Origin of the sequence: Neobacillus sp. PS2-9 (genome assembly GCF_030915525.1) — a bacterium.
GTDB lineage: Bacteria > Bacillota > Bacilli > Bacillales > Cytobacillaceae > Neobacillus.
Map to the genome: position 1 here is coordinate 4,172,501 of NZ_CP133269.1, position 23,020 is coordinate 4,195,520.

The window sequence follows — 23,020 nt, forward strand, 5'->3', positions numbered from 1 at the left end:
TACGGTTACCCCACCGACTTCGGGTGTTACAAACTCTCGTGGTGTGACGGGCGGTGTGTACAAGGCCCGGGAACGTATTCACCGCGGCATGCTGATCCGCGATTACTAGCGATTCCGGCTTCATGTAGGCGAGTTGCAGCCTACAATCCGAACTGAGAATGGTTTTATGGGATTGGCTAAACCTCGCGGTCTTGCAGCCCTTTGTACCATCCATTGTAGCACGTGTGTAGCCCAGGTCATAAGGGGCATGATGATTTGACGTCATCCCCACCTTCCTCCGGTTTGTCACCGGCAGTCACCTTAGAGTGCCCAACTGAATGCTGGCAACTAAGATCAAGGGTTGCGCTCGTTGCGGGACTTAACCCAACATCTCACGACACGAGCTGACGACAACCATGCACCACCTGTCACTCTGTCCCCCGAAGGGGAACGTCCTATCTCTAGGAGTGTCAGAGGATGTCAAGACCTGGTAAGGTTCTTCGCGTTGCTTCGAATTAAACCACATGCTCCACCGCTTGTGCGGGCCCCGTCAATTCCTTTGAGTTTCAGCCTTGCGGCCGTACTCCCCAGGCGGAGTGCTTAATGCGTTAGCTGCAGCACTAAGGGGCGGAAACCCCCTAACACTTAGCACTCATCGTTTACGGCGTGGACTACCAGGGTATCTAATCCTGTTTGCTCCCCACGCTTTCGCGCCTCAGCGTCAGTTACAGACCAGAAAGCCGCCTTCGCCACTGGTGTTCCTCCACATCTCTACGCATTTCACCGCTACACGTGGAATTCCGCTTTCCTCTTCTGCACTCAAGTCCCCAGTTTCCAATGACCCTCCACGGTTGAGCCGTGGGCTTTCACATCAGACTTAAAGGACCGCCTGCGCGCGCTTTACGCCCAATAATTCCGGACAACGCTTGCCACCTACGTATTACCGCGGCTGCTGGCACGTAGTTAGCCGTGGCTTTCTGGTTAGGTACCGTCAAGGTACCGGCAGTTACTCCGGTACTAGTTCTTCCCTAACAACAGAGCTTTACGACCCGAAGGCCTTCATCGCTCACGCGGCGTTGCTCCATCAGACTTTCGTCCATTGTGGAAGATTCCCTACTGCTGCCTCCCGTAGGAGTCTGGGCCGTGTCTCAGTCCCAGTGTGGCCGATCACCCTCTCAGGTCGGCTACGCATCGTCGCCTTGGTGAGCCGTTACCTCACCAACTAGCTAATGCGCCGCGGGCCCATCTATAAGTGACAGCCGAAACCGTCTTTCAGCTTTTCCTCATGTAAGGAAAAGGATTATCCGGTATTAGCTCCGGTTTCCCGAAGTTATCCCAGTCTTATAGGCAGGTTGCCCACGTGTTACTCACCCGTCCGCCGCTAACCAACAGGAGCAAGCTCCTATTGATTCGCTCGACTTGCATGTATTAGGCACGCCGCCAGCGTTCGTCCTGAGCCAGGATCAAACTCTCCAAGAAAGTTGATTAGCTCATTTTGTTACGTTGGCTTAGTTTCATAAGAAACTAATAATTTTTTGTTTGTTGACGTTTATGTTTGTTTAGTTTTCAAAGAACAATCTTCGATATCGCTCGTAAGCGACTTTATCAATATAACATAAAGTTATTTACGATGTCAACATCTTTTTAAAAGAAAAACCGTCACCGGCGAAAGCTTTAATTAATCGTTTCGCAGCGACGGTTATTAATATACCAAGTAATAAATAAAAGGTCAATAGGAATTAATGTTTTTTCACGATAATTTTTTCGCCACCTGATAACAACGGTGATAAACCCCATGACCCTTGGTTTCAATATTAACGATATCTATTAAATGTTTCTCAATTAAATACTCAAGCATGACCACTAAATCCACAGAATAAGGTATTAATTCTTTTTCGTTCATTATCTCATTAAATAACCAATGTTCCTTACTGCTAAGTACCTCTAATAAATGAACACTACAAATCGAGGTTCTTGAATGAATCATAAATTCGCTTGCCAAGAATAAAAGCTCTAATCGTTTCTCTAGTGTTTCTTCACTGTTAACCAGTTCTTCATATAATTTATAAATTTCAGGTTCAATTTGTTTCACTTGGTGCCACACAGTCAATTCTGGATGTAGACCATTTTCTATTACAGCTAACCTCGCTAGATGATGCAAGGAGTGAACCACATGATTATACGCATCCAAAAACTGTTTACTTTCAAATAACGCTTTCCCATCAACATAGCGGCGGATTAATTTGGCAAACTCTAATCCCATCTTAATTTTCCGTCCATTAAAAGGGAACTCTCGTAGTTCTGTCTTTAGATTGGCTACATATTCATTACGATCAAAGAGAATTTTCGCATCATGAAGCCATTCAAAAATTTTCCGATTAGTACCTAGTAAGAGCCATTCCTGCAGTTGCTCTTCTGTAATGATGTGCATCGCTGCCTTTTTATTGTCATACGTATAATGCTTTATAAAGACAGGCCGTTCTGCCTCTTTAACAACCACTAGTAATATGACATCAAAGGAATCAGTAATATGACTTAATTTTTGTTTTTTTTCAATCAACAAAACTCCAAGGGTATTTGATTGGCTCGCCCTTTCTTGGTAAATAGGCCGAAGGATGTCTTCCATTCATCATTCCTCCAATTTTTTCGGGTATATATAGCTTCGACAGTGAAAACAGATTTCCTTCTTTCTTCAAAGACAAATTTCGACATTCTTCTGCGTATCCTTTTTTCTCCATAGATAAATATGATATAGTTTCTCTAGGAGGGAGTATCATGGCAAAATATTCGAGTAAAATAAATAAAATTCGCAGCTTTGCACTATCATTAATTTTTATTGGCTTTATTGTTATGTATGGAGGTATTTATTTTCGTACCTCACCTGTTATTATGACCATCTTTATGCTTTTAGGACTAATTTTTATTATCGCAAGCACTGTCGTTTATTTTTGGATTGGGATGTTATCAACAAAATCCATCCAGGTTAAATGCCCTAGCTGCGGGAAACATACGAAAATGCTAGGCAGAGTGGATATGTGTATGTATTGTCGAGAACCTTTAACCCTTGATTCTAAACTTGAAGGCGAAGAGTTCGATGAGACCTATAATAAAAAGCAATAAAAATAAATAGAGGATGACTGAGACCTAACAGCTTACAAGCCGTAAAGGTTCAGGCACCCTCTTTTTTATTGTAAAAAAGAGCCCGTAATCTAAAGTTAATGGACTTCTTTACTTGCGCATTCAGGACAAGAGCCGTAAATTTCCATTCGGTGGTTCTCCACTTTAAATCCTGTTACATGTGAGGCAAGATGCTCTACTTCATCAAGTCCCGGGTAATGGAAATCAACTATTTTCCCGCATTGCTCACAAATTACATGATAGTGATGAGACGTAACAAAGTCAAAACGACTTGATGCATCACCATAGGTTAATTCCTTAACAAGACCGACTTCACGAAATACTCGTAAATTATTGTAAACTGTTGCCACACTCATGTTAGGGAATTTTCCTTCTAATGCTTTATAAATATCATCAGCAGTAGGATGTGACATCGAGCTTATTAAATATTCAAGTATCGCATGACGTTGTGGAGTAATCCGTACCCCAGTTTCCTTTAAGGTATCCAACGCTTCTTTTAACTGATTCATCGCCATGCACCTCTTTTCCAAAAATATTCTTAGATTATAATTGTTATAATTAATTTTACTAACATATTTATACTTTTGTCAATATTGCAACCTCACAAACCCCAATGATTATTTACTTTTTTCATGCAAGGTTTGTTCCGCTGCCCCTAACCGGTTATTTACATACCGAGCGGTAATAAATAATAAGTCTGAAAGTCGGTTTAAATAGGCTAATACAAGCGGATTTACTTCCTCACCTAACGAAACCGCACACCTTTCAGCCCTCCTTGCCATTGTCCGGGCTACATGAAAAGCCGCTGCTGCAGGATGGCCTCCCGGCAGGATAAAATTGGTTAATTCGGATAACGAGCTATTCCATTCATCAATCTGCTTTTCCATTTCCTCCACATCAAGAGAAGTGAGTGACCATTTAACTTCTTTACCTTTCGGAGTTGCCAGCTCAGCCCCCACATGAAAAAGATTTGTTTGTATTTTATGATATACATTTTCTATTATTTCTTTCTCTTGAAAATTTTCATTTCTTAAATGACTAAGGGCCAGACCAATCATTGAATTTGTTTCATCACATGTTCCGTACGCTTCAACCCTCACATCATTCTTCGATACCCGTTGACCATAAATAAGAGATGTTGTCCCTTTATCACCTGTTTTTGTATAGATCTTCATACTCTTTTCCTCCCCTATGTATTGATAATGTTAGCTTCAGTTTTATACACATATATTCCCATGATATCAGACATTATGATAGTATCGTTTTTTAGACATAAAAAAAAGGGTCACTATGGACCCAAAATTTATCTGAGGAGGTATGCCCTAATAAAATGATATTCAAAATCACCCTTCTTGCATTGGACAAAAGCCTCTTCTAAAGAAAATAGGCTAGAAAGCTTTCATTAGCTAAGGTGTTCACGTATGTAAGTTAACGCTTCTTCTACATGACCTTTCACTTGAACCTTTCGCCATTCTTTAACGAGTTGACCATCCTTATTGATTATAAAGGTAGATCTTTCAATCCCCATATACTCCTTGCCGAAATTTTTCTTTAATTTCCATACATCGTATGCTTCAGCAACTTGATGATCGATATCAGCTAAAAGGAGAAATGGCAATCCGTATTTTTCAATAAACTTTTGATGACGAGAAGTTGGATCTGGACTCACTCCCAAGATTACAGCATCTAATTCATTAAACTTTTCGGTTTGATCTCGAAAATCACATGCTTCTGTTGTACACCCAGGGGTCATATCTTTAGGATAAAAATAAAGGACAACATTTTTTCCGCGAAAATCTGAAAGTTTAACTACCTCACCATTGCTAGCTTCCAGCTCAAATTCAGGGGCTTTTTTGCCCGTTTCAACTGTCATTCTAATCACTCCAATTGTAAAATATTCCTTATCTATAGCGTAACGAATCTTTCCTGATAATACAAATAATTCACCGATGCGAATTACTTTTCCCTATCTAACATCACTTTTGCGACAAATGCAGCCGGAAGCGTATACCCAATTAATGCTTCGATTACAGCAATAATTCTCCCTACTCCATTAGGGAGGACATCCCCATTTCCAACAGAAAAAAGGGTCATCGCACTAAAATAAAAACTGGTCTCAAAGATATTATTTTGAGAATCTTGATTTACTTCTTTTAGTAATGGCAAACCAATTAAGTAAAACAATAGATAAATCAGTCCAAATCCTATAATAACGGTTAAGTAGACCGAGCCTAGATAAAGGAAGTTTTGCACAGATGCAAACTTCCCCCTTAGAGTATTAGGGATGAATAATGTTCGCAAACTCATAAAGATACAAAAGATGACAATCGGAAGTAAGAAATAAAACATGTTTGACCACCCCTACAATCCATGAGAGTTATTCTATTCCTATGCGGGCTTGGTCAATAAAATAGCAAAAAACCAGGCAAAAGCCTGATTTTGCATAAATTCTTTAATTCCCAGCTCCCCTATACTTCTTTACCCCCTGATTCCAGAGAAGGATTGAAAGTATAAAAAAGACGACACCAATGACTGGCGTTAAAAAGGAGTACCAAAGCCATTCCTTTTTCCCAAGAAAAAAGGCAGCAGGATACACACCAACAAAAGCAAACGGGATGACCCAGGTTAATACAAAGCGAATTAACTTATTATAGATGTTAACTGGATATCTTCCATAACTGCTAATATTGTACATCATCGGCATAAGGGAGGTTCTTGCATCCGCCCAAAAACTAATGCAAGCAATCATGATGAAAACCCCGCCATAGACGAGTGCACCGCCAATAACAAAAATGACAAATAAAAACGGGTCATACCAATGCAATTCAAGGCCTAATCGACTTCCGGCGTAGAACATGACAGCAAGTCCCGTTACGGCTCCTAATAGGGACTCCAGTTCAATTCGCTCTAGAATAATCTGAAAGAGACTATGAATGGGTCTTGTGAGTATTCGGTCAAGCTCCCCCTTTACAATATATCGTTCGTTAAAATCCCATATATTAAAAAAGGCAGAGAACACGGCAGAAGGTACTAGAAAAAAACCATAAATAAAGATAATTTCATCTCTGCTCCAACCATTAAGTAAACTCGTATGACCAAAAACTACTAATATAAAAACAAGATTAATCGCCTGGGACAGTAAATCTGAAAAGAACTCTACAAATAAATCTGCCCGATATTGAAATCTAGTTTTTATGTACTGTGATGTGTATTGAAAAAACATAGATAAATAAAACAACCCTTATCCCCCCTGAATAATCAACTGTTTCCTCGCCAAGTACCACAGAATTTGAATAGGCACGATTAATACAATAACCCAAACAAATTGCTGCATAATCGCATCGATTGCTTGCTGGTGTGAGAAACCTTTTGTCAAAATCATACTTGGAAAGTAGCTGATCCCTTGAAAGGGAAGAAATTTCATAATTTCTTGAGCCCAGCCCGGAAAGAAACTAATGGGCAAAAGAAGTCCTGAGAACAAATCAATAACCACTCGTTTCGCTCGAATCAGACCAGAGTTATTATATAAGAAGAAAGTGGTTATCCCTGTTAATAAATTCAACTCTGTATTGATAAAAAAGCTTAATAAAATGGATACACCAAACAATCCCCACACACTAGGTTCCCAAGTAAAATGAATAGGGAAAATGAAATAAACAATGATCATACCAGGTGCTGAAAAGAAGAATAACCTAAAGATCCCTTCTCCAAGTCCTTGCATTGTTTTCATCGTCAGATAATTGTAGGGGCGGATTAACTCGATTGCTACTTTTCCTTCCATTATTTCTAACGCCATTTCACGGTCCAGATTATTAAAATAAAACGCACGTGCCATCCAGGAAACAGCGACATAGGTGGTCATTTGCATAACGGAAAGGCCAACAATTTGTTCCTTTGACCCATAAATCGCATTCCATAGGAAGTAATAGGCTCCAATGTTGATACTATAAATTAGAATCCCCGTGTAATAATTAGTCCGGTAAGCGAGCATCATTAAAAAGCGGATTCTGATCATTTCTAAGTACTTATCCACTTACACAGCACCCTTCTCATATATATTTCGAATAATCTCTTCTGTGGACGTCTCGTTAATTTTAATGTCCTTTATTTTAAATCCAGCTACCACCATAGCAATAACCTGAGAGATTAGTTCGTCGTTCTCCTCTACAACCGCAATAAAAACATGGTCCTTTTCATCCAATTCCCACTTAACAGGCAAGCTCTTTGTCAGATTTCTAACAGCAGCTAAGTCTACTTTTTCAAGAAATTGAAAACGCAGTTCCTTCCCCTCGCCCCATTTTTCCTGAAGGTTCTTAAGGGCACCATCATAAATCACTTTTCCTTCATCAAGCATAATGACGCGCTCACATAATGCCTCGATATCTGATAAATCATGTGTTGTTAACAGAATCGTTGTATTATATTTCTCATTTATTTCTTTTAAAAATTCACGGATTCTTAATTTTACTAGCACATCTAAACCAATGGTCGGTTCATCCAAAAATAATAATGGGGGATTGTGAATGAGTGCGGCCGCAAGTTCACAACGCATCCGTTGTCCAAGGGATAATTTACGAACCGGTTTATCTAAGAGTGGTTCAATGTCCAAGGTTTTTATAACATGATTCATGTGATCATCGTATTGTTCATCTGATACTTTATATACCTTTTTCAAAAGACGGAACGATTCCTGCACGGCAATATCCCACCACAATTGCGATCGTTGTCCGAAAACAACCCCAATGGTTTGGACAAATTTTTCTCTTTCTCGATGAGGATTCATCCCATTGACAATGATGTCACCAGACGTAGGTGTTAATATGCCTGTCAGCATTTTAATGGTGGTAGATTTCCCCGCCCCATTTTCTCCAATGTAGCCAACCATCTCCCCTTGCTTCACTGAAAAGTTGATATCATTAACGGCAGGAACCACTTTATAATTTCTAGTGAACAAATCCCTAAACGCACCCTTTAGACCACTTCTACTTGAATAAGATTTAAATTCTTTCCTTAAGTTTTGTACTTCTATAATATTCTTCATCCAGTACCTCCCAAAGCATGTTCCTATATAGCATTCCCAAAACATTAGTTTAGCCAAATCAAGTGGTTAAAACAACTAACCTGCACTAAGAAAAGCGCAAGCGCCTTGGGCAGCCCCGACAGGCAAATGTTTTTCGGCAAGAAAAGTTGCTTTTTGACTTTTATTGCCGAAGGTTATTTGACCCGAGGGGCTAGGCGCTGGAGCTGGACAATTCTCGAAGTCAAATTTTATACCTTCTTAGTTATGCTGGCGAAATTTTCTAAAAGTTGAAATAGATAAAAGACTAATAAAAAAGTGATAAAATAGGGTAGATACAATTGAAGGAGGAAAAATAGTGCAATTTACAAATTCTGAAACAATACATAACGAAGCGATTCAGCACATTGTTGGTGGTGTAAACAGTCCATCCCGTTCATACAAGGCAGTTGGCGGCGGCGCACCGGTAGTAATGGAACGTGCACAAGGCGCATATTTTTGGGATGTTGACGGGAATCAATACATTGATTATCTTGCAGCATATGGACCAATTATTACTGGTCATGCTCATCCACATATCACAAAAGCCATTACACGTGCTGCAGAAAGTGGTGTACTTTACGGAACACCAACTCCACACGAAGTAAAATTCGCTAAAATGATTAAGGAAGCGATGCCTGCTCTAGATAAGGTACGTTTCGTTAACTCAGGAACAGAAGCGGTCATGACTACAATCCGTGTTGCTCGGGCTTACACAGGGAGAGATAAAATCATTAAGTTTGCGGGTTGCTACCACGGCCATTCCGATCTTGTGCTCGTTGCTGCTGGATCAGGTCCTTCTACTCTAGGCACCCCAGATTCTGCGGGAGTACCAAAAAGCATTGCAAAAGAAGTGATCACGGTACCATTTAATGATATCGAACCCTTTAAAGAAGCTTTACAAAAATGGGGAGATCAAATTGCAGCGGTATTAGTGGAACCAATTGTCGGGAATTTCGGCATTGTTGAACCAAAGCCTGGCTTCCTTCAACAAGTGAACGATCTTACACACGCAGCAGGCGCACTGGTTATTTACGATGAAGTCATTACTGCCTTCCGTTTTATGTACGGTGGTGCCCAGGACTTATTAGGGATTAAGCCGGATTTAACAGCGCTTGGAAAAATTATCGGTGGAGGCCTGCCAATCGGTGCCTATGGCGGACGGCAGGAAATAATGGAAAAGGTTGCTCCACTAGGACCAGCCTATCAAGCAGGAACCATGGCCGGTAATCCAGCATCCGTTCTTTCAGGAATTGCCTGCCTAGAAGTTCTAAAGCAAGAAGGGGTTTACGAATATTTGGACCGACTTGGTGCTATGCTCGAGGAAGGAATTTTAGAAGCAGCGAAAGAGTTTAATATTCAAATTACGATTAACAGACTTAAAGGAGCATTTACCGTTTATTTCACAAATGAAACAATAGTAAATTATGAACAAGCGGAGAATACCGACGGAGAAATGTTTGCTAAGTTTTTCAAACTCATGCTTCATCAAGGAATTAACTTAGCACCATCTAAATATGAAGCATGGTTCCTAACCATCGCTCATACAGAAGAAGACGTAGAAGCTACTTTACATGCAGTAAGAAATGCATTTTCTCAACTAAACAACGAATAAATATACACATTTTATGCACAAAAGGGAGTGAGGATCACTCCCTTTTATTTTTCAAAAGCAAATGAAAACGTTTACACTAATATATTCGTCATTTATCCAATCCCCATTTAACGCTATTTTTGTATCCAAAGTTTTGTATATTTATTTGATTTCTGAAAATTCATATGATACTATAAGATTATTATTATTTTAAATCCTTTAACCAAACACCCCGTTAAAGTATCAAATCGATTACAAACTACGAATAATAAAATATTCTCTAATTTAAAGTTTCATAGGAGGTGACTAGGCTTCAGCGGGCAACCCGCTAAGCCCTATAAAATGACACAAAAATGGAGCCCTTCCCTTTTTAAAGAATTCCATAAACAAGAACATGATGCCTGTGGTATTGTTGCTTGTCTTGAAAAATCAAAACAACCAACAAAGAAGAATATTTTCGATTGTATTGAAGCCCTTGTTACGATGAATCACCGCGCCGGCTTTATTAACGGTGAAGGTGACGGGGTTGGAATCCATACTGATATTCCTATCAATCTATGGAAAGAAAAATTATCCCAAGCAGGTATTGATCCGTCGATTGTTGAGAAAGAGGAATTCGCAGTTGGCCATGTTTTCGTTAGCCAGAAGGTTAACTGGGAATCTACTAAACAGGAATTACTTACTAAGCTCGCTAAATATGAGTTTAAGTTAGTTTATGAGTCAGATGAAGTAACGGACCCTTCTGCACTTGGGCCTATTGCCATTCAAGAAAATCCTGTGTTTTGGCAGTTTGCCTGTGTATCTAATAAAAAAGGGCAGGAATTAACGAAAGCTCTTTTCGAAACACTAATTGATTTTGAAACGAATGACGAGGTTCATGTAGCATCTTTAAGTCAAAATCATGTCGTCTATAAAGTAATGGGTGCAGGAGATATCCTCCCTCGCTACTACCATGATTTAGCGCATCCACTCGTTGCATCAACGATGACTCTTGGACATAATCGATATTCTACTAATACGTTATCTAGCTTTTTCCGAGTACAGCCTTTTAGTGTGCTTGGTCATAATGGAGAAATCAACACGATCGCTAAACTTCGTGATGAGGCAAAAATGATTGGTGTTCCACTTGTAAAAGACGGAAGTGACTCACAAGATCTAAGTCGAACAATGGAAACATTAATTTGCCGTCAGGGCTATTCCTTATTCGAAGCAATCGATCTTTTATTCCCTCCAATCATCAATGAAATAAAGGCGTATTCAAATGAACTACAAGATTTATATACTTATTTAAGAGAGGCATGGGGACACTTTGCACAAGGCCCGGCAGGTATTATTTCCCGTTATGCTGATGAAGCCGTGTTTAGCGTAGATGCCCTGGGGCTTCGCCCACTTTGGATGCTTGAAACAGAAAGCTCATACCTATTCTCCTCAGAGCCTGGAATTATTCCTTCCAGTGAATATGTAAATGAGCCAAAGCCTTTGGCACCGGGTGAAAAGGTTGGTTTTAAATGGAATGGCGCCAAATTAGATGTATATGAACAGAATCGCTTCCAAACTGAAGTGTTTAACCGCTATTCAAACCGGTTAAATCTTAGAGAGTCTAGACTACGCTTACAGCCACCCGTTTTAAATAAAACGGTAACAATGAGTTATCCAGACAAAATCCATAACGGACAATATAAGGCTTTTGGTTGGGAACGTGATCACATTCAACTGATCGAGCAAATGGCTGAAAAAGGCGTAGAGCCTATTCGTTCCCTAGGTCATGATGCTCCACTTGCTGCCCTTAATCCTGAGAGAGTAAATATTGCCGATTATATTAAAGAAAGTGTGGCAGTCGTAACAAACCCAGCGATTGACCGTGACAGGGAAACAGAACATTTTTCTACACGTGTAATCATTGGAAAACGTCCGACTTTATTTACACATGAAAGTACAGAGACTGTCATAGAATTAGCCACTCCCCTTCTCGTCGAAGGAAAGGCTGGATTTACCTGTGCAGAGTCTTTAGGCCAGCCAAGCTTTGATCAACTGGTTCAGCATTTCCAGGAACAAAAATTAGCTGCCTATATCTCCACAACCTTTAAAAAAGAAGAAACAGTTGATCAAGCACTTATCCGACTTGCTAATGAAGCGGTTAAGGCTGTTGAGTCTGGAAAAACGCTTCTTGTCTTGGACGATGCAAAAGCACACCAAGAAGACTATTACTGGATTGATCCACATTTAGTGACTTCAGCTATCGACCAGGCGCTTGTAAAGGCGGAGTTAAGAAGAAATAGTTCTTTATTGGTTCGTTCTGCAGCCATTCGCTCCCTTCATGATATTATTACAGTGTTTGGTTTGGGAGCAGATTTAATTAGCCCGTATTACATGTTCTTAACCATTCTTGATGAATCTACTAAACCGCTAGTTAATCTCTACGGTGCATTAACAAAGGGCTTAGAAAAAGTCATTTCGACGATTGGGATTCACGAGCTTCGTGGGTATGGAAGACTGTTCTCTAGCATTGGCTTACATGAATCTATCGCCAATGTATTAAATATCGTCAACTTCTTTGGCTCTAAGGAAATTGAAACTGATTTTGAAGCAATGAAGCAAGATGCTTTTTCAAGAGCAGAAGATTACCAAAATGAAAAAGAAAGAGTCGGAAAGACATTCCACCTATTCCCTCGTATTTGGAAAGCGATTGGGGAAGTAGCAGCAACAGGTGACTATAGTGTATATAGAGATAAAATTTCCGAGCAGGAAACAGAAAATCCAACTACTATTCGCCATTTAGTTCAGCTGAAGAACGGTGCGAAAACAGTGGCACCAACAGAAGTCGACCTTCGTGTTGGCGACCATGATTTACCGTTTATTATTTCTTCGATGTCGTTTGGATCACAGAACGAAACAGCATTTAGAGCCTATGCTGAAGGTGCAGACCGTTTAAACATGGTCAGCCTAAATGGTGAGGGTGGAGAAATCAAGGATATGCTTGGTAAATATCCTAAAACAAGAGGACAACAAGTTGCTTCTGGAAGATTTGGAGTAAATGCAGAGCTTCTAAACTCTTCTAATCTCTTAGAAATCAAAATTGGTCAAGGAGCTAAGCCTGGAGAAGGTGGGCATTTACCTGGTTCAAAGGTTACTGCAAAAGTAGCAGAAGCTCGTAATGCGACACTTGGTTCAGACTTGATTTCTCCATCAAATAACCATGATATTTATTCAATTGAAGATTTAGCACAAATGATTCTTGAATTAAAAACAGCAAATGACCAAGCAAAAATTGCTGTCAAAGTACCAGTTGTTCCAAATATCGGCACCATCGCTGTTGGGATTGCAAAAGCAGGAGCAGATATTATCACCCTAAGCGGCTTTGATGGCGGTACAGGGGCAGCAAGAATTCATGCGCTTCAACATGTAGGCTTACCAGTAGAAATTGGTGTAAAAGCAGCACACAATGCGTTGCTTGAGAGCGGGCTTCGTCATAAAGTTGAAATTTGGGCGGATGGCGGTATGAAGAGTGCTATGGATGTAATGAAAATCATGCTCCTTGGTGCAAACCGAGTTGGCTTTGGAACATTAGCTATGCTTTCTATTGGCTGTACGACTTGCCGTGGCTGTCATTTAGATACATGTCACGTTGGAATTGCCACTCAAATCGAGTCTGAAGCACAAGCAAAAGAACACGGTCTAAGACGTTTCGTTCCAAGACAATTAGACTTAGCTGTTCAAGGAATTATGAATCTCTTTACAGCCTTTGGTACAGAGTTAAAAGATCTTGCCGCATCATTAGGTATTAAGAATCTACAAGATGCTGTTGGTCGCTCAGAATTATTAGAGCAAGTAAAGGGTGAAGGTCAGCTTAGCCTTTCTTATTTACTAAAGCCACTTGAAATTAGTCAATTTGCAAAAACAGCTGCTTCAAAATCTATCGAAGAGGTACAAATGCAAGTAGCGGTTGGTGCAGAGTATCTTGATGGAAGTGTAGACCAACTACATTCTTCAAGAGAGTTTGAAAGTGTAACATCTGAACAGCGCGTCCTAGGAAGCCGCGTGTCCTGTCACCGTGTTCGCGGTAGACTTGATGGTTCTTACAAGCAGCTTCCACCGGTCCAGCTGAAATATAAAAATGGTTCCATTCCAGGAAATGGCTTAGGTGCCTATAATAGCGAAGGAATCGAAATTACCGTTAATGGCGGAGGTCAAGACGGTGTCGGTAAGACATCCTTTGGTGGTAATATTCACGTGCTTAAATCAAAAGGGAAAAATGGCCAATATTATAATGGATCTGTCGGAAAAGGATTTGGATACGGAGCTCAAAAAGGATTACTTGTCGCACAAGGTAACGCAGATGCCCGTGCAGGAATTCGTCTCTCTGGTGCAGACCTAATCATTGGTGGTGCGGTGAAGAAGCCAATTCCTGCTAAAGAAGCTGGAAATATTGGCTCAAATGCAAATATCAAAGGGTTTGCCTTTGAATACATGACCAATGGCCGTGGTTTAGTTTTAGGTGATCCTGGTCCATGGATTTGTGCCGGTATGACCGGAGGTGTCGTCTATATCCGACACCAACCTGAATTAGGTTTAACGAAAGAAGCGATTAAAAGACGTATTGCTAAAGGTGCAAAAGTATCCGTTGCTGACTTAAATGAAAAAGGAAAACAAGATATTAATGAGCTTTTAGGAAAATATACAGACTTGCTTGAACAAAATGGTCAGGCAGACGAAGCAAATCAACTTCGCAGTCTTCTAACAGACCCGGAAAATCACTTTGTGCAGATTCTGCCTGTTAAAGAACAAGCAGATCCATCTGTATCAACAGAATGATCCAAAGGTCATAAAAAAACGTCCGCTCCAGCAAGCGGACGTTTTTTTGTTACATTTTTCCGTCACAATTTGAATAAATTTTTCATATAATATCTCTTGATAATATTCATTAATCCATGTATAGTACTAAAATGTGTCTGAACAGACTCGTATAAATCTTTTTCTTGAAAGGAATTTATTTGGATGAAGTTAGGTGCCCGCATCTTAAAAACGGGAATTGCTATTGTTCTATCCCTGTACCTAAGTCAGTTGCTGCATTCGCCCTCCCCAGTATTTGCTGGAATTGCTGCGATTTTTGCGATTCAACCGACTATTTACCGCTCTTATTTAACCATTATTGAACAAATTCAAGGAAATATTATTGGTGCATTACTTGCAGTTATTTTTGTGCTTCTTCTCGGAAATCATTTCATTGTTATTGGATTGGCTGCAATTATTGTTATTCTTCTAAATCTCAAGCTTAGACTTGAAAACACAATCGGACTTTCACTTGTCACGTTAATTTCCATAATGGAAACTCATAGTGGGAGTTTTATCCAATTTGCTGGAGTTCGTTTCTCCACCATTATGATTGGAGTATTTTCGGCATTTATAGTTAATCTTGTATTTATGCCCCCAAAATACGAAAACAAGCTTTATTTTAAAATCACTACCACGACAGAAGAAATAATCAGGTGGATTCGCTTAAGCACCCGACACGACTTCGATCATAATCTTCTTAAGACAGATATTGAGAAACTGAAAGAGAACTTGATACAAATGGGACAGTTTTATTCCATGTACAAAGAAGAAAGAAGTTATTTTAAAAAGAACACATTAGAAAAATCTCGAAAGCTTGTTATATACCGGCAAATGATTTTAACAGCCAAAAAATCACTTGATACATTGAAGCGGCTGCATCGATTTGAAAATGAACTTTTACACCTCCCTGAAAAGTTTCAACAAGCAATTCAGGAACAGTTAGATTGTCTTATTTATCACCATGAACAACTTATGCTACGATTCATCGGTAAAATACCTACCCCACCTTCCATTGTAGAAGGTAGTATTTGTTTAGACAAAAAGGAATTATTTGATTTGTTTTTAGTTCATCAGCAAGAAGTAGCAGAAAAAGATTCTCCACATCTTTATCATACCATGCAAATTATCGCCTCTATTATTGATTATAGTGAGCAGGTTGAACATCTTGACACATTAATAACAAGCTTTCATTCATATCATGATAATGAATTATCTATTGAAGAAGAAAGCGAATAAGAAAAGCGCAAGCGCCTTGTTCAGCCCCGATAGGCAAATGTTCTTCGGCAATAAAAGTCCGCTTTTTGACTTTTATTGCCGAAGGTTATTTGACCCGAGGGGCTAGGCGCTGGAGCTGGGCAATTCTCGAAGTCGAACTTTATACTTCCTTGTAATTTTAAAAAAACCGAAGCGGATTATACCTCTGCTTCGGTTTCTTTATGTTCAAGTTGTTGGACCTGAAATAATTTAAAATAATTGCCTTGCTTAGCCATTAATTCTTCATGTGTCCCTACTTCGACAATTTGACCATGTTCAATTAAAACAATTCGATTAGCATGTGTAATGGTTGATAACCTGTGAGCAACAATAAAAGTGGTCCGGTCCTTAGCTAACTCTTCTAATGATTCTTGAATGGAATGCTCACTTTCTAAATCCAATGCCGAGGTAGCCTCATCTAAAATTAATATTGGAGGGTTTTTTAGAAATACTCGAGCAATGGCTACCCGTTGTTTTTGACCCCCAGATAATTTGACCCCTCGTTCCCCCACCTTTGTGTTATAGCCATCAGAAAGGTTTAAGATAAACTCATGGGCATTGGCCGCCTTTGCTGCCCGATATACCTCTTCATCTGAGGCACCAGGCTTTCCTAACAGGATATTGTCTCTCACAGATTCACTGAATAGAATATTATCCTGAAACACAACACCAATCTTGTCCCGTAATGTTTGCACTTTAAAATTACGGATATCTATTCCATCTAGCGTAATCCGCCCTTTAGTGACGTCGTAAAATCGTGGAAATAAACTAACTAGTGTTGATTTTCCACCGCCGCTCATTCCCACAAACGCAATTGTTTCACCCTTTTTGACATGTAAGGTTATATCTTTTAAAACCATTTCATCCGTTTGGTCGTAAGAGAAATAAACATTCTCAAATGAAATATCCCCTTGTACGTGGTTGCATTCTTGGGCATTTGGATCATCAATAATGTCATATTTTTCATCTAAAAATTCAAATACTCGATCCATTGAGGCAAATGATTGAGTGATTGTAGTGGAAGAGTTAACTAACCTTCTTAATGGACTATAAAGCTTGTCTATATAGGCAAAAAACGCAACCATTGTTCCAAGTGATAGTTCTCCCTGAATGACTAAATAAGCGGCATAGCCAATAACAATTAATGGAGCAATATCAGTAATGGTATTAACAGCTGAGAAGGACTTTGCATTCCAGCTTGTATGCTGGAGGGCTTTTTCTAGGAAGTTTTTATTTTGTTTATCGAATTGTTTTTGTTCATACTCTTCAATGGCAAAACTCTTAATTACCGGCATACCTTGAACCCGCTCATGGAGATAGCTTTGGACCTCGGCCAAAGCTTGTGAACGCGTTCTTGTGAGCGTGCGTAGATTCCCAAAAAAATACCTGACTGAAAAGGCATAGAGAGGAAACAGCAAGACCGACACAATGGTTAATGGTACGTTCATATAAAACATAAGAATAATAGCAATTACAATAGTGGCAATATCTAGCCATAAATTCATTAATCCGGAGATCACAAATGTTTTCGTCTGCTCCACATCATTAATTACTCTTGAGATGATTTCACCAGCCCGAGTGTTAGAAAAATATCGGAAACTTAATTTCTGAATATGTGTATACATGGTGTCACGAATATCATAAAGGATTTTACTTGATGTCCATTGGGCGAAATATTGTCGGTAATACTCGATGGGTGGGCGAACGATGACAAATACAACAATCATAACACCCATTATAAGCATTAGTTTATGTATCTTTTCATCCTGTGTAAGCCCATGATTCCCAACAATATCATCGACCACATATTTAATGAGCATCGGAATAATTAGTGGTATGGAGAATTTAATTACACCAATAATAATCGTACCAATAATTTGTAAGCGATACGGTTTAACAAATTGTAGGTATCGGCGGATACTGCTCAAGCGGGTGTCCCTCTTTCATACATAGTTTAAATAACAAACGAAAGAGGCTAACTCTAAGGGGTCAGCCTCAATGTCACGATCAGCGTCTATATGTTAAGTAACGTTCATACCAAATATCAATAAAATCTGGTGCAAAGGGGCCTTGACGCTGTCTTATCCATTGAATTAATTTTTCAACATTTCTTTTAAGGATCTGATCAATAACATCCGGATAGTTCATCTCGCGGCGATGCCGCTCATATTCATCCTCGTCTAATAAGTTAAAAGTCATATCAGGATACACCTTGATATCAAGGTCATAATCAATATACTTTAGTGCTTCACCATCAAATATAAATGGTGAACTAATATTACAGTAATAATAAATGCCGTCCTCACGAATCATTCCTATTACATTAAACCAGTATTGAGAGTGGAAATAGCAAATAGCTGGTTCTCTGGTTATCCACGTTCTTCCATCTGATTCTGTTACAAGTGTCCGATCATTCCCACCAATCACCAAATTCTGAGATCCTTTCAATACGGTTGTTTCTTCCCAGACGCGATGGATGTGCCCATTGTGCTTATAGCTATGTATTTGCATTGGTTCACCTTCGATGGGTACGCCCATATTCTCCCCTACCTTCATTCCTGAACGCTTTGTAACCTATTCCAACCATAAATAAAATAAATAACGACAAAAGGTAACAAAGTCCAATTCCTATTTATTATTATTATAACGGTTGAGCCCGGAATTTAAAACAAAAGAGCCATATTTCGATGGCTCTTTGTAAAAATTTGCGTATTTTTTCAACTTTTCTATTGTTTTTCTACAATGTTGATGCTAAATTCGTTTCCCGATACGAATTTATTACCTCTTCTGTTTGCTTTTCAAAAATTAACTGAATCTCTTTTAATTCATTTTTCATCAATTGAATGTCTGTTTGAATGCTCTCAAGGTCTGTAGCATGCTGCAATGTCTGAAGTTCATCTTCGATCTGTTGACAACGCTCAAGCTCGGCTTGAAGATAGAGCAATTTTTCCATAGTCACCATCTGCTCGGAAACTAATCGGTTGAAATGATTCATTTCCCTCACCGCCTTATACTTTATCTATCTTCCTACTTACTATGTATTCTTTAGTAACCCCCTATTTCCTTTGACTACTTCTGTAGACAGAAAGGAGGTTTTGTCGAAAACCATATAAACAAAGAAAAAAGGCACTCTTGCGCATAAAGAGTGCCTTCTTTCATTGAAGCCTATTAGCTTTGTCCGAATTGGCCAGAACCTTGGTTTTTCTTAGCTTGAGATTGTTGATTTTGTTGTCTTACTTCAGCAGCATTTGTTTCGCTAGCGAATTCAGTTCCGAATTGACCAGCTGCACCAGCTGCACCAGATGCACCTCTAGCAGATTGAGCGTTTTGCTGTCTTACTTCAGCAGCGTTTGTTTCGCTAGCAAATTCAGTTCCGAATTGACCAGCTGCACCTGCAGAACCTTGAGCAGATTGAGCGTTTTGTTGTTTAACTTCCTGGATGTTAGTTCCAGCTGAAGTTTTGTTTGGCTGTTGATTAAAGTTTGCCATTGTAATCACCTCCACGAGATTAATGTATCCCGGTATCGTGGAGATTATCCAAAAAATTATTTAAAAATAATTTGGCTGTGTTAATGAACATTGTTGATTTTTATACCCTGTTGATTGGAGTGTAAGGCGCGAAGACTCCTGAGGGAGTAGCGGTCTCGGGAGACCCCGCAGGAGGAACGACGAGGAGGCTCCCGGAACGCCCGCGAACCGCTCGCGCCTGGAACGGAAATCAACAGACAACTTTAACAAAGCCAATAATTTAAACCAGTAAAGAGATTCCTCCATCAACAATGATCGTTTGCCCTCTAATCATGCTTGAATCCTCTGATAAAAGGAACATGATACAGTTAACCATATCTTCGATTTCCACCATTCTTCCTGCTGGCGTCTTCTCTTTTGCTTCTTGCAGCAATTCTTCGCGATTTGGAAAATGTTTTAATGCTTCCGTGTCAACAGCACCGCCAGAAACCGCATTGACAATAATATTTTTCGGAGCCAATTCGACAGCTAAATATCTCGTTAACGCCTCAAGAGCTGCTTTCGAAACACCCACAACTGTGTAATTTTCTAAGTAACGTATGGATCCAAGTGAGCTTATGCTAACAATTTTCCCTCCGCCATTTCTCTCCATCAGTTTTGCTGCTTCTTGTGCACAAAATAATAATGCTTTGCTATTAATATTCAACGTCCAATCCCAATGAGACTCTTCAAGCTCCATAATAGGACGCTGCACACCAGAAGCTGCATTGTTAACGAATACATCTAACCGCCCAAACTCCTGTTCAATCTGAGCAAACATGTCTTTAATCTTAGCTACGTCACCAACATTAGCTTTTACAATGAAAGCCTTTCTACCTAATGCCTCTACTTGTTCAGCCGTTTCTAAGGCCCCTTTTTTACTTCTGGCATAGTTAATAACAATATCATAGCCTGCCTCAGCCAATTTTAAGGCAGTCGCTTTTCCTATTCCCCTACTGCTTCCAGTTATTAATGCTACTTTTTGTGTCATTCTTCTATTCCCTTCTATTTTCAAGTTCAAATTGGTTAAGTGTGTATCTCCTACGCATAGCTACGCGCTTTTCATTTCATTTTAGCTTTTCCATGAATAGAAGACAATTAATATAGAAAACTAATGGCAAAATGATTGAAAGGAGAGGGAAGATTATGTATGTAGGAAGAGATATGACTGAGCTTTCTATGATGCCTAAGACGGATTGGCAGAATAGTGAGCTTGCTTTTTTTCATCATTCATTGCAGCAAATAGCCCCTTATTTAAACAGCGAGGGGCAAACCATTCATCGAGAAATCATCGAAGAAATTGAAAACCGCGGGGGCATGAAAAGACAGGAAGCAGATTACACCCACGGGACTAAAATTACGTACGATTAAAAATAGGTTTGGCTGAAATACAAAAAAGGGTCAGCCCCCACTAGATAATGTTTTTCTAGTGGGGGCTGACCCCCTATTCATGGTTTTTATGGTCTTGAGATAGCTTGAACATTTTTTGATATGGGACAGGAAATGCGTATTCTTTCATTTCTTCAAGTGTTACGAATTTCCACTCTTCACTTTCCGGTACAAAATGCTTAACAGTACCGGTATACACCTTGATATTCCACACTAGGTGCGAGAAAACATGTTCAATTTGTCCGATTATCTGCCCAAATTGAATGTCTAAATCCAATGATTGTTTAAACAATTCAACAATCTGCTTTCGATCATTTTGTAATGGGTGATGAAGCTCGACAGTTGGAAACTCCCATAGATTAGCGAGTAGGCCACTAGTTGGGCGTTTATGAATGAGTATTTTCCCATTTTCGTCTTCAACGACCGCTGCTGCTAGTTGCACATCTCGTGTTTTGATCTTTTTTGTTTTGATTGGGAGTTCTTGTTGGGCACCTTCATGAAAAGCATGACAATGCTCACGAACAGGACACAATAAACAAGAGGGAGAAGTCGGTGTACAAATCAAAGCACCCAATTCCATTAATGCTTGGTTAAATGCAGAAGGGTCTTCATGTGAAATGATATCTCGAACTGCTTTTTCAAATATCCTTCTTGAAGAAGCCTTCGCAATATCTTCCCGAATTAACAAAATTCGGGATAATACCCTCATCACATTTCCATCAACAGCTGGCTCTGGAATTCCATAGGCAATGCTTAAAATGGCACCCGCAGTATAGGGTCCCACTCCCTTAAGAGAGGAAATATCCTCTGGTGTGTTAGGCACTTCCCCATTATATTTCTCTTTTACTTCCCTAACGGCAGATTGAAGATTTCTAACTCTGGAATAATAGCCAAGACCCTCCCAAGCCTTTAGGACTTTCTCTTCTTCTGCTTCAGCTAAGTCTTCAATCGTGGGAAACCATTCAATAAAACGATTAAAGTAGGGTATAACTGTATCGACTCTTGTTTGTTGTAACATGATTTCTGAAACCCAAACCTTGTAAGGATCTTGGTCCTTTCTCCAAGGTAGATCTCGTTGTTCAGCTTTAAACCAGGAAATGAGATCACTTTGAAAAGCATTTATATTGATTTTTTCTGAATTTTCTTGTTCAATTATCATAACTTTTAGTCCTCCAAATTGTTAAACACAATGAAAAAAGGGAATATAATAATATGCATTCGTTTTACAATAAGCGAATTTGTCGATTTTGACAAGAACCTAAATCATAGAAGGAGGCTATCCTTTTGGATACTGGAACTCATGTTGTAATGGGCATTGCTCTTGGCGGTCTTGCTACACTTGACCCTGTTGTAGCTAGCAGCCATGCCACTGCTACCAGTGTGTTGATTGCAACAATCGCAGGATCACAAATACCAGATATTGACACGGTTTTAAAGCTTAGAAATAATGCTATCTATATACGTAATCATCGAGGAGTTACTCATTCCATTCCGGCGGTTCTAATATGGCCGCTTGTGATTTTAGCAGTGGTCTATCCTTTTTTCCCTCATGCTAATCTTCTTCATCTATGGGCCTGGACCTTTGCAGCAGTATTTATTCATGTTTTTGTTGATATCTTTAATGCCTACGGGACGCAAGCATTGCGACCTTTTTCCTCAAAATGGGTTGCTTTAGGGGTCATCAATACCTTTGACCCTTTTATCTTTGGGATTCATGTTGTTGGAATTCTCATTTGGGTTATTGGAGCAAAACCAGGTATTACGTTTTCCATCATGTATTTGGTCATCTTGGGCTACTATTTAATGCGATATCAAGCAAAGAAAAGAGTATTAGTGGAAGTAAGAACTTTGATTCCAGATGCAACGGAAATTATTATCGCTCCTACTATGAAGTTTCATCATTGGCGGATAGCCGCTATGAACAAGAAACAATTTTTTGTTGGTAGAGCAGTCGACGGTAAAGTGGAAATCTTAGATCACTTCAAACGTATTCCTGTACCCAATACACCTGTTATCGAGGCAGCCAAAAAAGATAAAAATCTGTCCGCCTTTCTATCCTTCTCCCCTGTTTACCGATGGGAAGTGGATGAATACGATAATTTTTACGAGGTGCGCTTCATTGATCTTCGCTACCGAAGCAATGGGCACTACCCGTTCGTCGCCGTGGTTCAGTTAGATTGCGATTTAAATCCGATTAGTTCCTATACAGGTTGGGTTTTTAGTGAGAAAAAACTAAGAAAAAAACTAAGTATCATAAGTTGATATCATGA

The 23,020-nt window shown here is 39.6% G+C and carries 20 protein-coding genes and 1 rRNA gene (1 of these 21 only partly in view); 6 read left to right on the top strand and 15 right to left on the bottom strand.

Features of this window, described 5'->3' with window-relative positions:
• Both RCG25_RS20955 and RCG25_RS20960 read right to left on the bottom strand, forming a co-directional pair.
• A 16S ribosomal RNA gene (locus RCG25_RS20955) occupies positions 1-1,458 on the bottom strand; it reaches 90 nt to the left of the window's first position.
• A gap of 271 nt (positions 1,459-1,729) precedes the next feature.
• On the bottom strand, positions 1,730-2,605 hold the full coding sequence (locus tag RCG25_RS20960; protein ID WP_308080751.1) for a nucleotidyltransferase-like protein: 876 nt from the start codon (positions 2,603-2,605) through the stop codon (positions 1,730-1,732).
• A 146-nt stretch (positions 2,606-2,751) separates the two neighbouring features.
• Between RCG25_RS20960 and RCG25_RS20965 the strand changes: the two genes are divergently transcribed.
• On the top strand, positions 2,752-3,099 hold the full coding sequence (locus RCG25_RS20965) for a YgzB family protein (RefSeq protein WP_308084239.1): 348 nt from the start codon (positions 2,752-2,754) through the stop codon (positions 3,097-3,099).
• A 95-nt stretch (positions 3,100-3,194) separates the two neighbouring features.
• Here the strand turns inward: RCG25_RS20965 and perR are convergent, their stop codons facing one another.
• The 7 genes from perR to RCG25_RS21000 all read right to left on the bottom strand — a co-directional run bounded on the left by perR (position 3,195) and on the right by RCG25_RS21000 (position 8,158).
• Positions 3,195-3,632 (bottom strand): peroxide-responsive transcriptional repressor PerR, encoded by a 438-nt coding sequence (perR, locus tag RCG25_RS20970; RefSeq protein ID WP_308080752.1) that lies wholly within the window; start codon positions 3,630-3,632, stop codon positions 3,195-3,197.
• A gap of 102 nt (positions 3,633-3,734) precedes the next feature.
• Positions 3,735-4,292, bottom strand: a complete 558-nt coding sequence (locus tag RCG25_RS20975) for a cob(I)yrinic acid a,c-diamide adenosyltransferase (RefSeq protein WP_308080753.1) — start codon at positions 4,290-4,292, stop codon at positions 3,735-3,737.
• A gap of 227 nt (positions 4,293-4,519) precedes the next feature.
• Positions 4,520-4,990 (bottom strand): thioredoxin-dependent thiol peroxidase, encoded by a 471-nt coding sequence (bcp, locus tag RCG25_RS20980; RefSeq protein ID WP_308080754.1) that lies wholly within the window; start codon positions 4,988-4,990, stop codon positions 4,520-4,522.
• An 83-nt stretch (positions 4,991-5,073) separates the two neighbouring features.
• Positions 5,074-5,466 (bottom strand): ion channel, encoded by a 393-nt coding sequence (locus tag RCG25_RS20985; protein ID WP_308080755.1) that lies wholly within the window; start codon positions 5,464-5,466, stop codon positions 5,074-5,076.
• A 103-nt stretch (positions 5,467-5,569) separates the two neighbouring features.
• Positions 5,570-6,355: an ABC transporter permease gene (locus RCG25_RS20990; RefSeq protein WP_308080756.1), complete on the bottom strand. Its 786-nt coding sequence runs from the start codon at positions 6,353-6,355 to the stop codon at positions 5,570-5,572.
• Between the two features lie 3 nt (positions 6,356-6,358).
• Positions 6,359-7,150, bottom strand: coding sequence for an ABC transporter permease (locus RCG25_RS20995; protein ID WP_308080757.1), 792 nt, complete (start codon positions 7,148-7,150; stop codon positions 6,359-6,361).
• Positions 7,151-8,158 (bottom strand): ABC transporter ATP-binding protein, encoded by a 1,008-nt coding sequence (locus RCG25_RS21000; RefSeq protein ID WP_308080758.1) that lies wholly within the window; start codon positions 8,156-8,158, stop codon positions 7,151-7,153.
• A 334-nt stretch (positions 8,159-8,492) separates the two neighbouring features.
• Between RCG25_RS21000 and RCG25_RS21005 the strand changes: the two genes are divergently transcribed.
• From RCG25_RS21005 to RCG25_RS21015, 3 genes are all read left to right on the top strand, one after another.
• On the top strand, positions 8,493-9,788 hold the full coding sequence (locus RCG25_RS21005) for a glutamate-1-semialdehyde 2,1-aminomutase (protein WP_308080759.1): 1,296 nt from the start codon (positions 8,493-8,495) through the stop codon (positions 9,786-9,788).
• Positions 9,789-10,109: 321 nt separating this feature from the next.
• Complete coding sequence (locus tag RCG25_RS21010) at positions 10,110-14,579, top strand: glutamate synthase-related protein (RefSeq protein ID WP_308080760.1); 4,470 nt, start codon at positions 10,110-10,112, stop codon at positions 14,577-14,579.
• Positions 14,580-14,762: 183 nt separating this feature from the next.
• Positions 14,763-15,836, top strand: a complete 1,074-nt coding sequence (locus tag RCG25_RS21015) for an FUSC family protein (protein WP_308080761.1) — start codon at positions 14,763-14,765, stop codon at positions 15,834-15,836.
• A gap of 176 nt (positions 15,837-16,012) precedes the next feature.
• Here the strand turns inward: RCG25_RS21015 and RCG25_RS21020 are convergent, their stop codons facing one another.
• From RCG25_RS21020 to fabL, 5 genes are all read right to left on the bottom strand, one after another.
• Entirely contained in the window at positions 16,013-17,782 is a 1,770-nt protein-coding gene (locus RCG25_RS21020) for an ABC transporter ATP-binding protein (RefSeq protein WP_308080762.1), read from the bottom strand.
• 79 nt (positions 17,783-17,861) lie between these two features.
• Positions 17,862-18,392 carry a nucleoside tri-diphosphate phosphatase gene (locus RCG25_RS21025; protein ID WP_307289779.1) on the bottom strand — a complete coding sequence of 177 codons (531 nt, stop codon included), beginning with the start codon at positions 18,390-18,392 and terminating at the stop codon, positions 17,862-17,864.
• A 199-nt stretch (positions 18,393-18,591) separates the two neighbouring features.
• On the bottom strand, positions 18,592-18,849 hold the full coding sequence (locus tag RCG25_RS21030; protein WP_308080763.1) for a YgaB family protein: 258 nt from the start codon (positions 18,847-18,849) through the stop codon (positions 18,592-18,594).
• 173 nt (positions 18,850-19,022) lie between these two features.
• Positions 19,023-19,343 (bottom strand): gamma-type small acid-soluble spore protein, encoded by a 321-nt coding sequence (locus tag RCG25_RS21035; RefSeq protein WP_308080764.1) that lies wholly within the window; start codon positions 19,341-19,343, stop codon positions 19,023-19,025.
• 259 nt (positions 19,344-19,602) lie between these two features.
• Positions 19,603-20,352 carry an enoyl-[acyl-carrier-protein] reductase FabL gene (gene fabL, locus RCG25_RS21040; protein WP_308080765.1) on the bottom strand — a complete coding sequence of 250 codons (750 nt, stop codon included), beginning with the start codon at positions 20,350-20,352 and terminating at the stop codon, positions 19,603-19,605.
• Positions 20,353-20,507: 155 nt separating this feature from the next.
• Here fabL and RCG25_RS21045 point away from each other — a divergent pair, with 155 nt between their 5' ends.
• Positions 20,508-20,732, top strand: coding sequence for a hypothetical protein (locus RCG25_RS21045; RefSeq protein WP_308080766.1), 225 nt, complete (start codon positions 20,508-20,510; stop codon positions 20,730-20,732).
• 73 nt (positions 20,733-20,805) lie between these two features.
• Here RCG25_RS21045 and mutY read toward each other — a convergent pair whose 3' ends face one another.
• Positions 20,806-21,909, bottom strand: a complete 1,104-nt coding sequence (gene mutY / locus RCG25_RS21050; RefSeq protein ID WP_308080767.1) for an A/G-specific adenine glycosylase — start codon at positions 21,907-21,909, stop codon at positions 20,806-20,808.
• Positions 21,910-22,034: 125 nt separating this feature from the next.
• Here mutY and RCG25_RS21055 point away from each other — a divergent pair, with 125 nt between their 5' ends.
• On the top strand, positions 22,035-23,012 hold the full coding sequence (locus RCG25_RS21055; protein ID WP_308080768.1) for a metal-dependent hydrolase: 978 nt from the start codon (positions 22,035-22,037) through the stop codon (positions 23,010-23,012).
• Positions 23,013-23,020 lie beyond the last annotated feature (8 nt).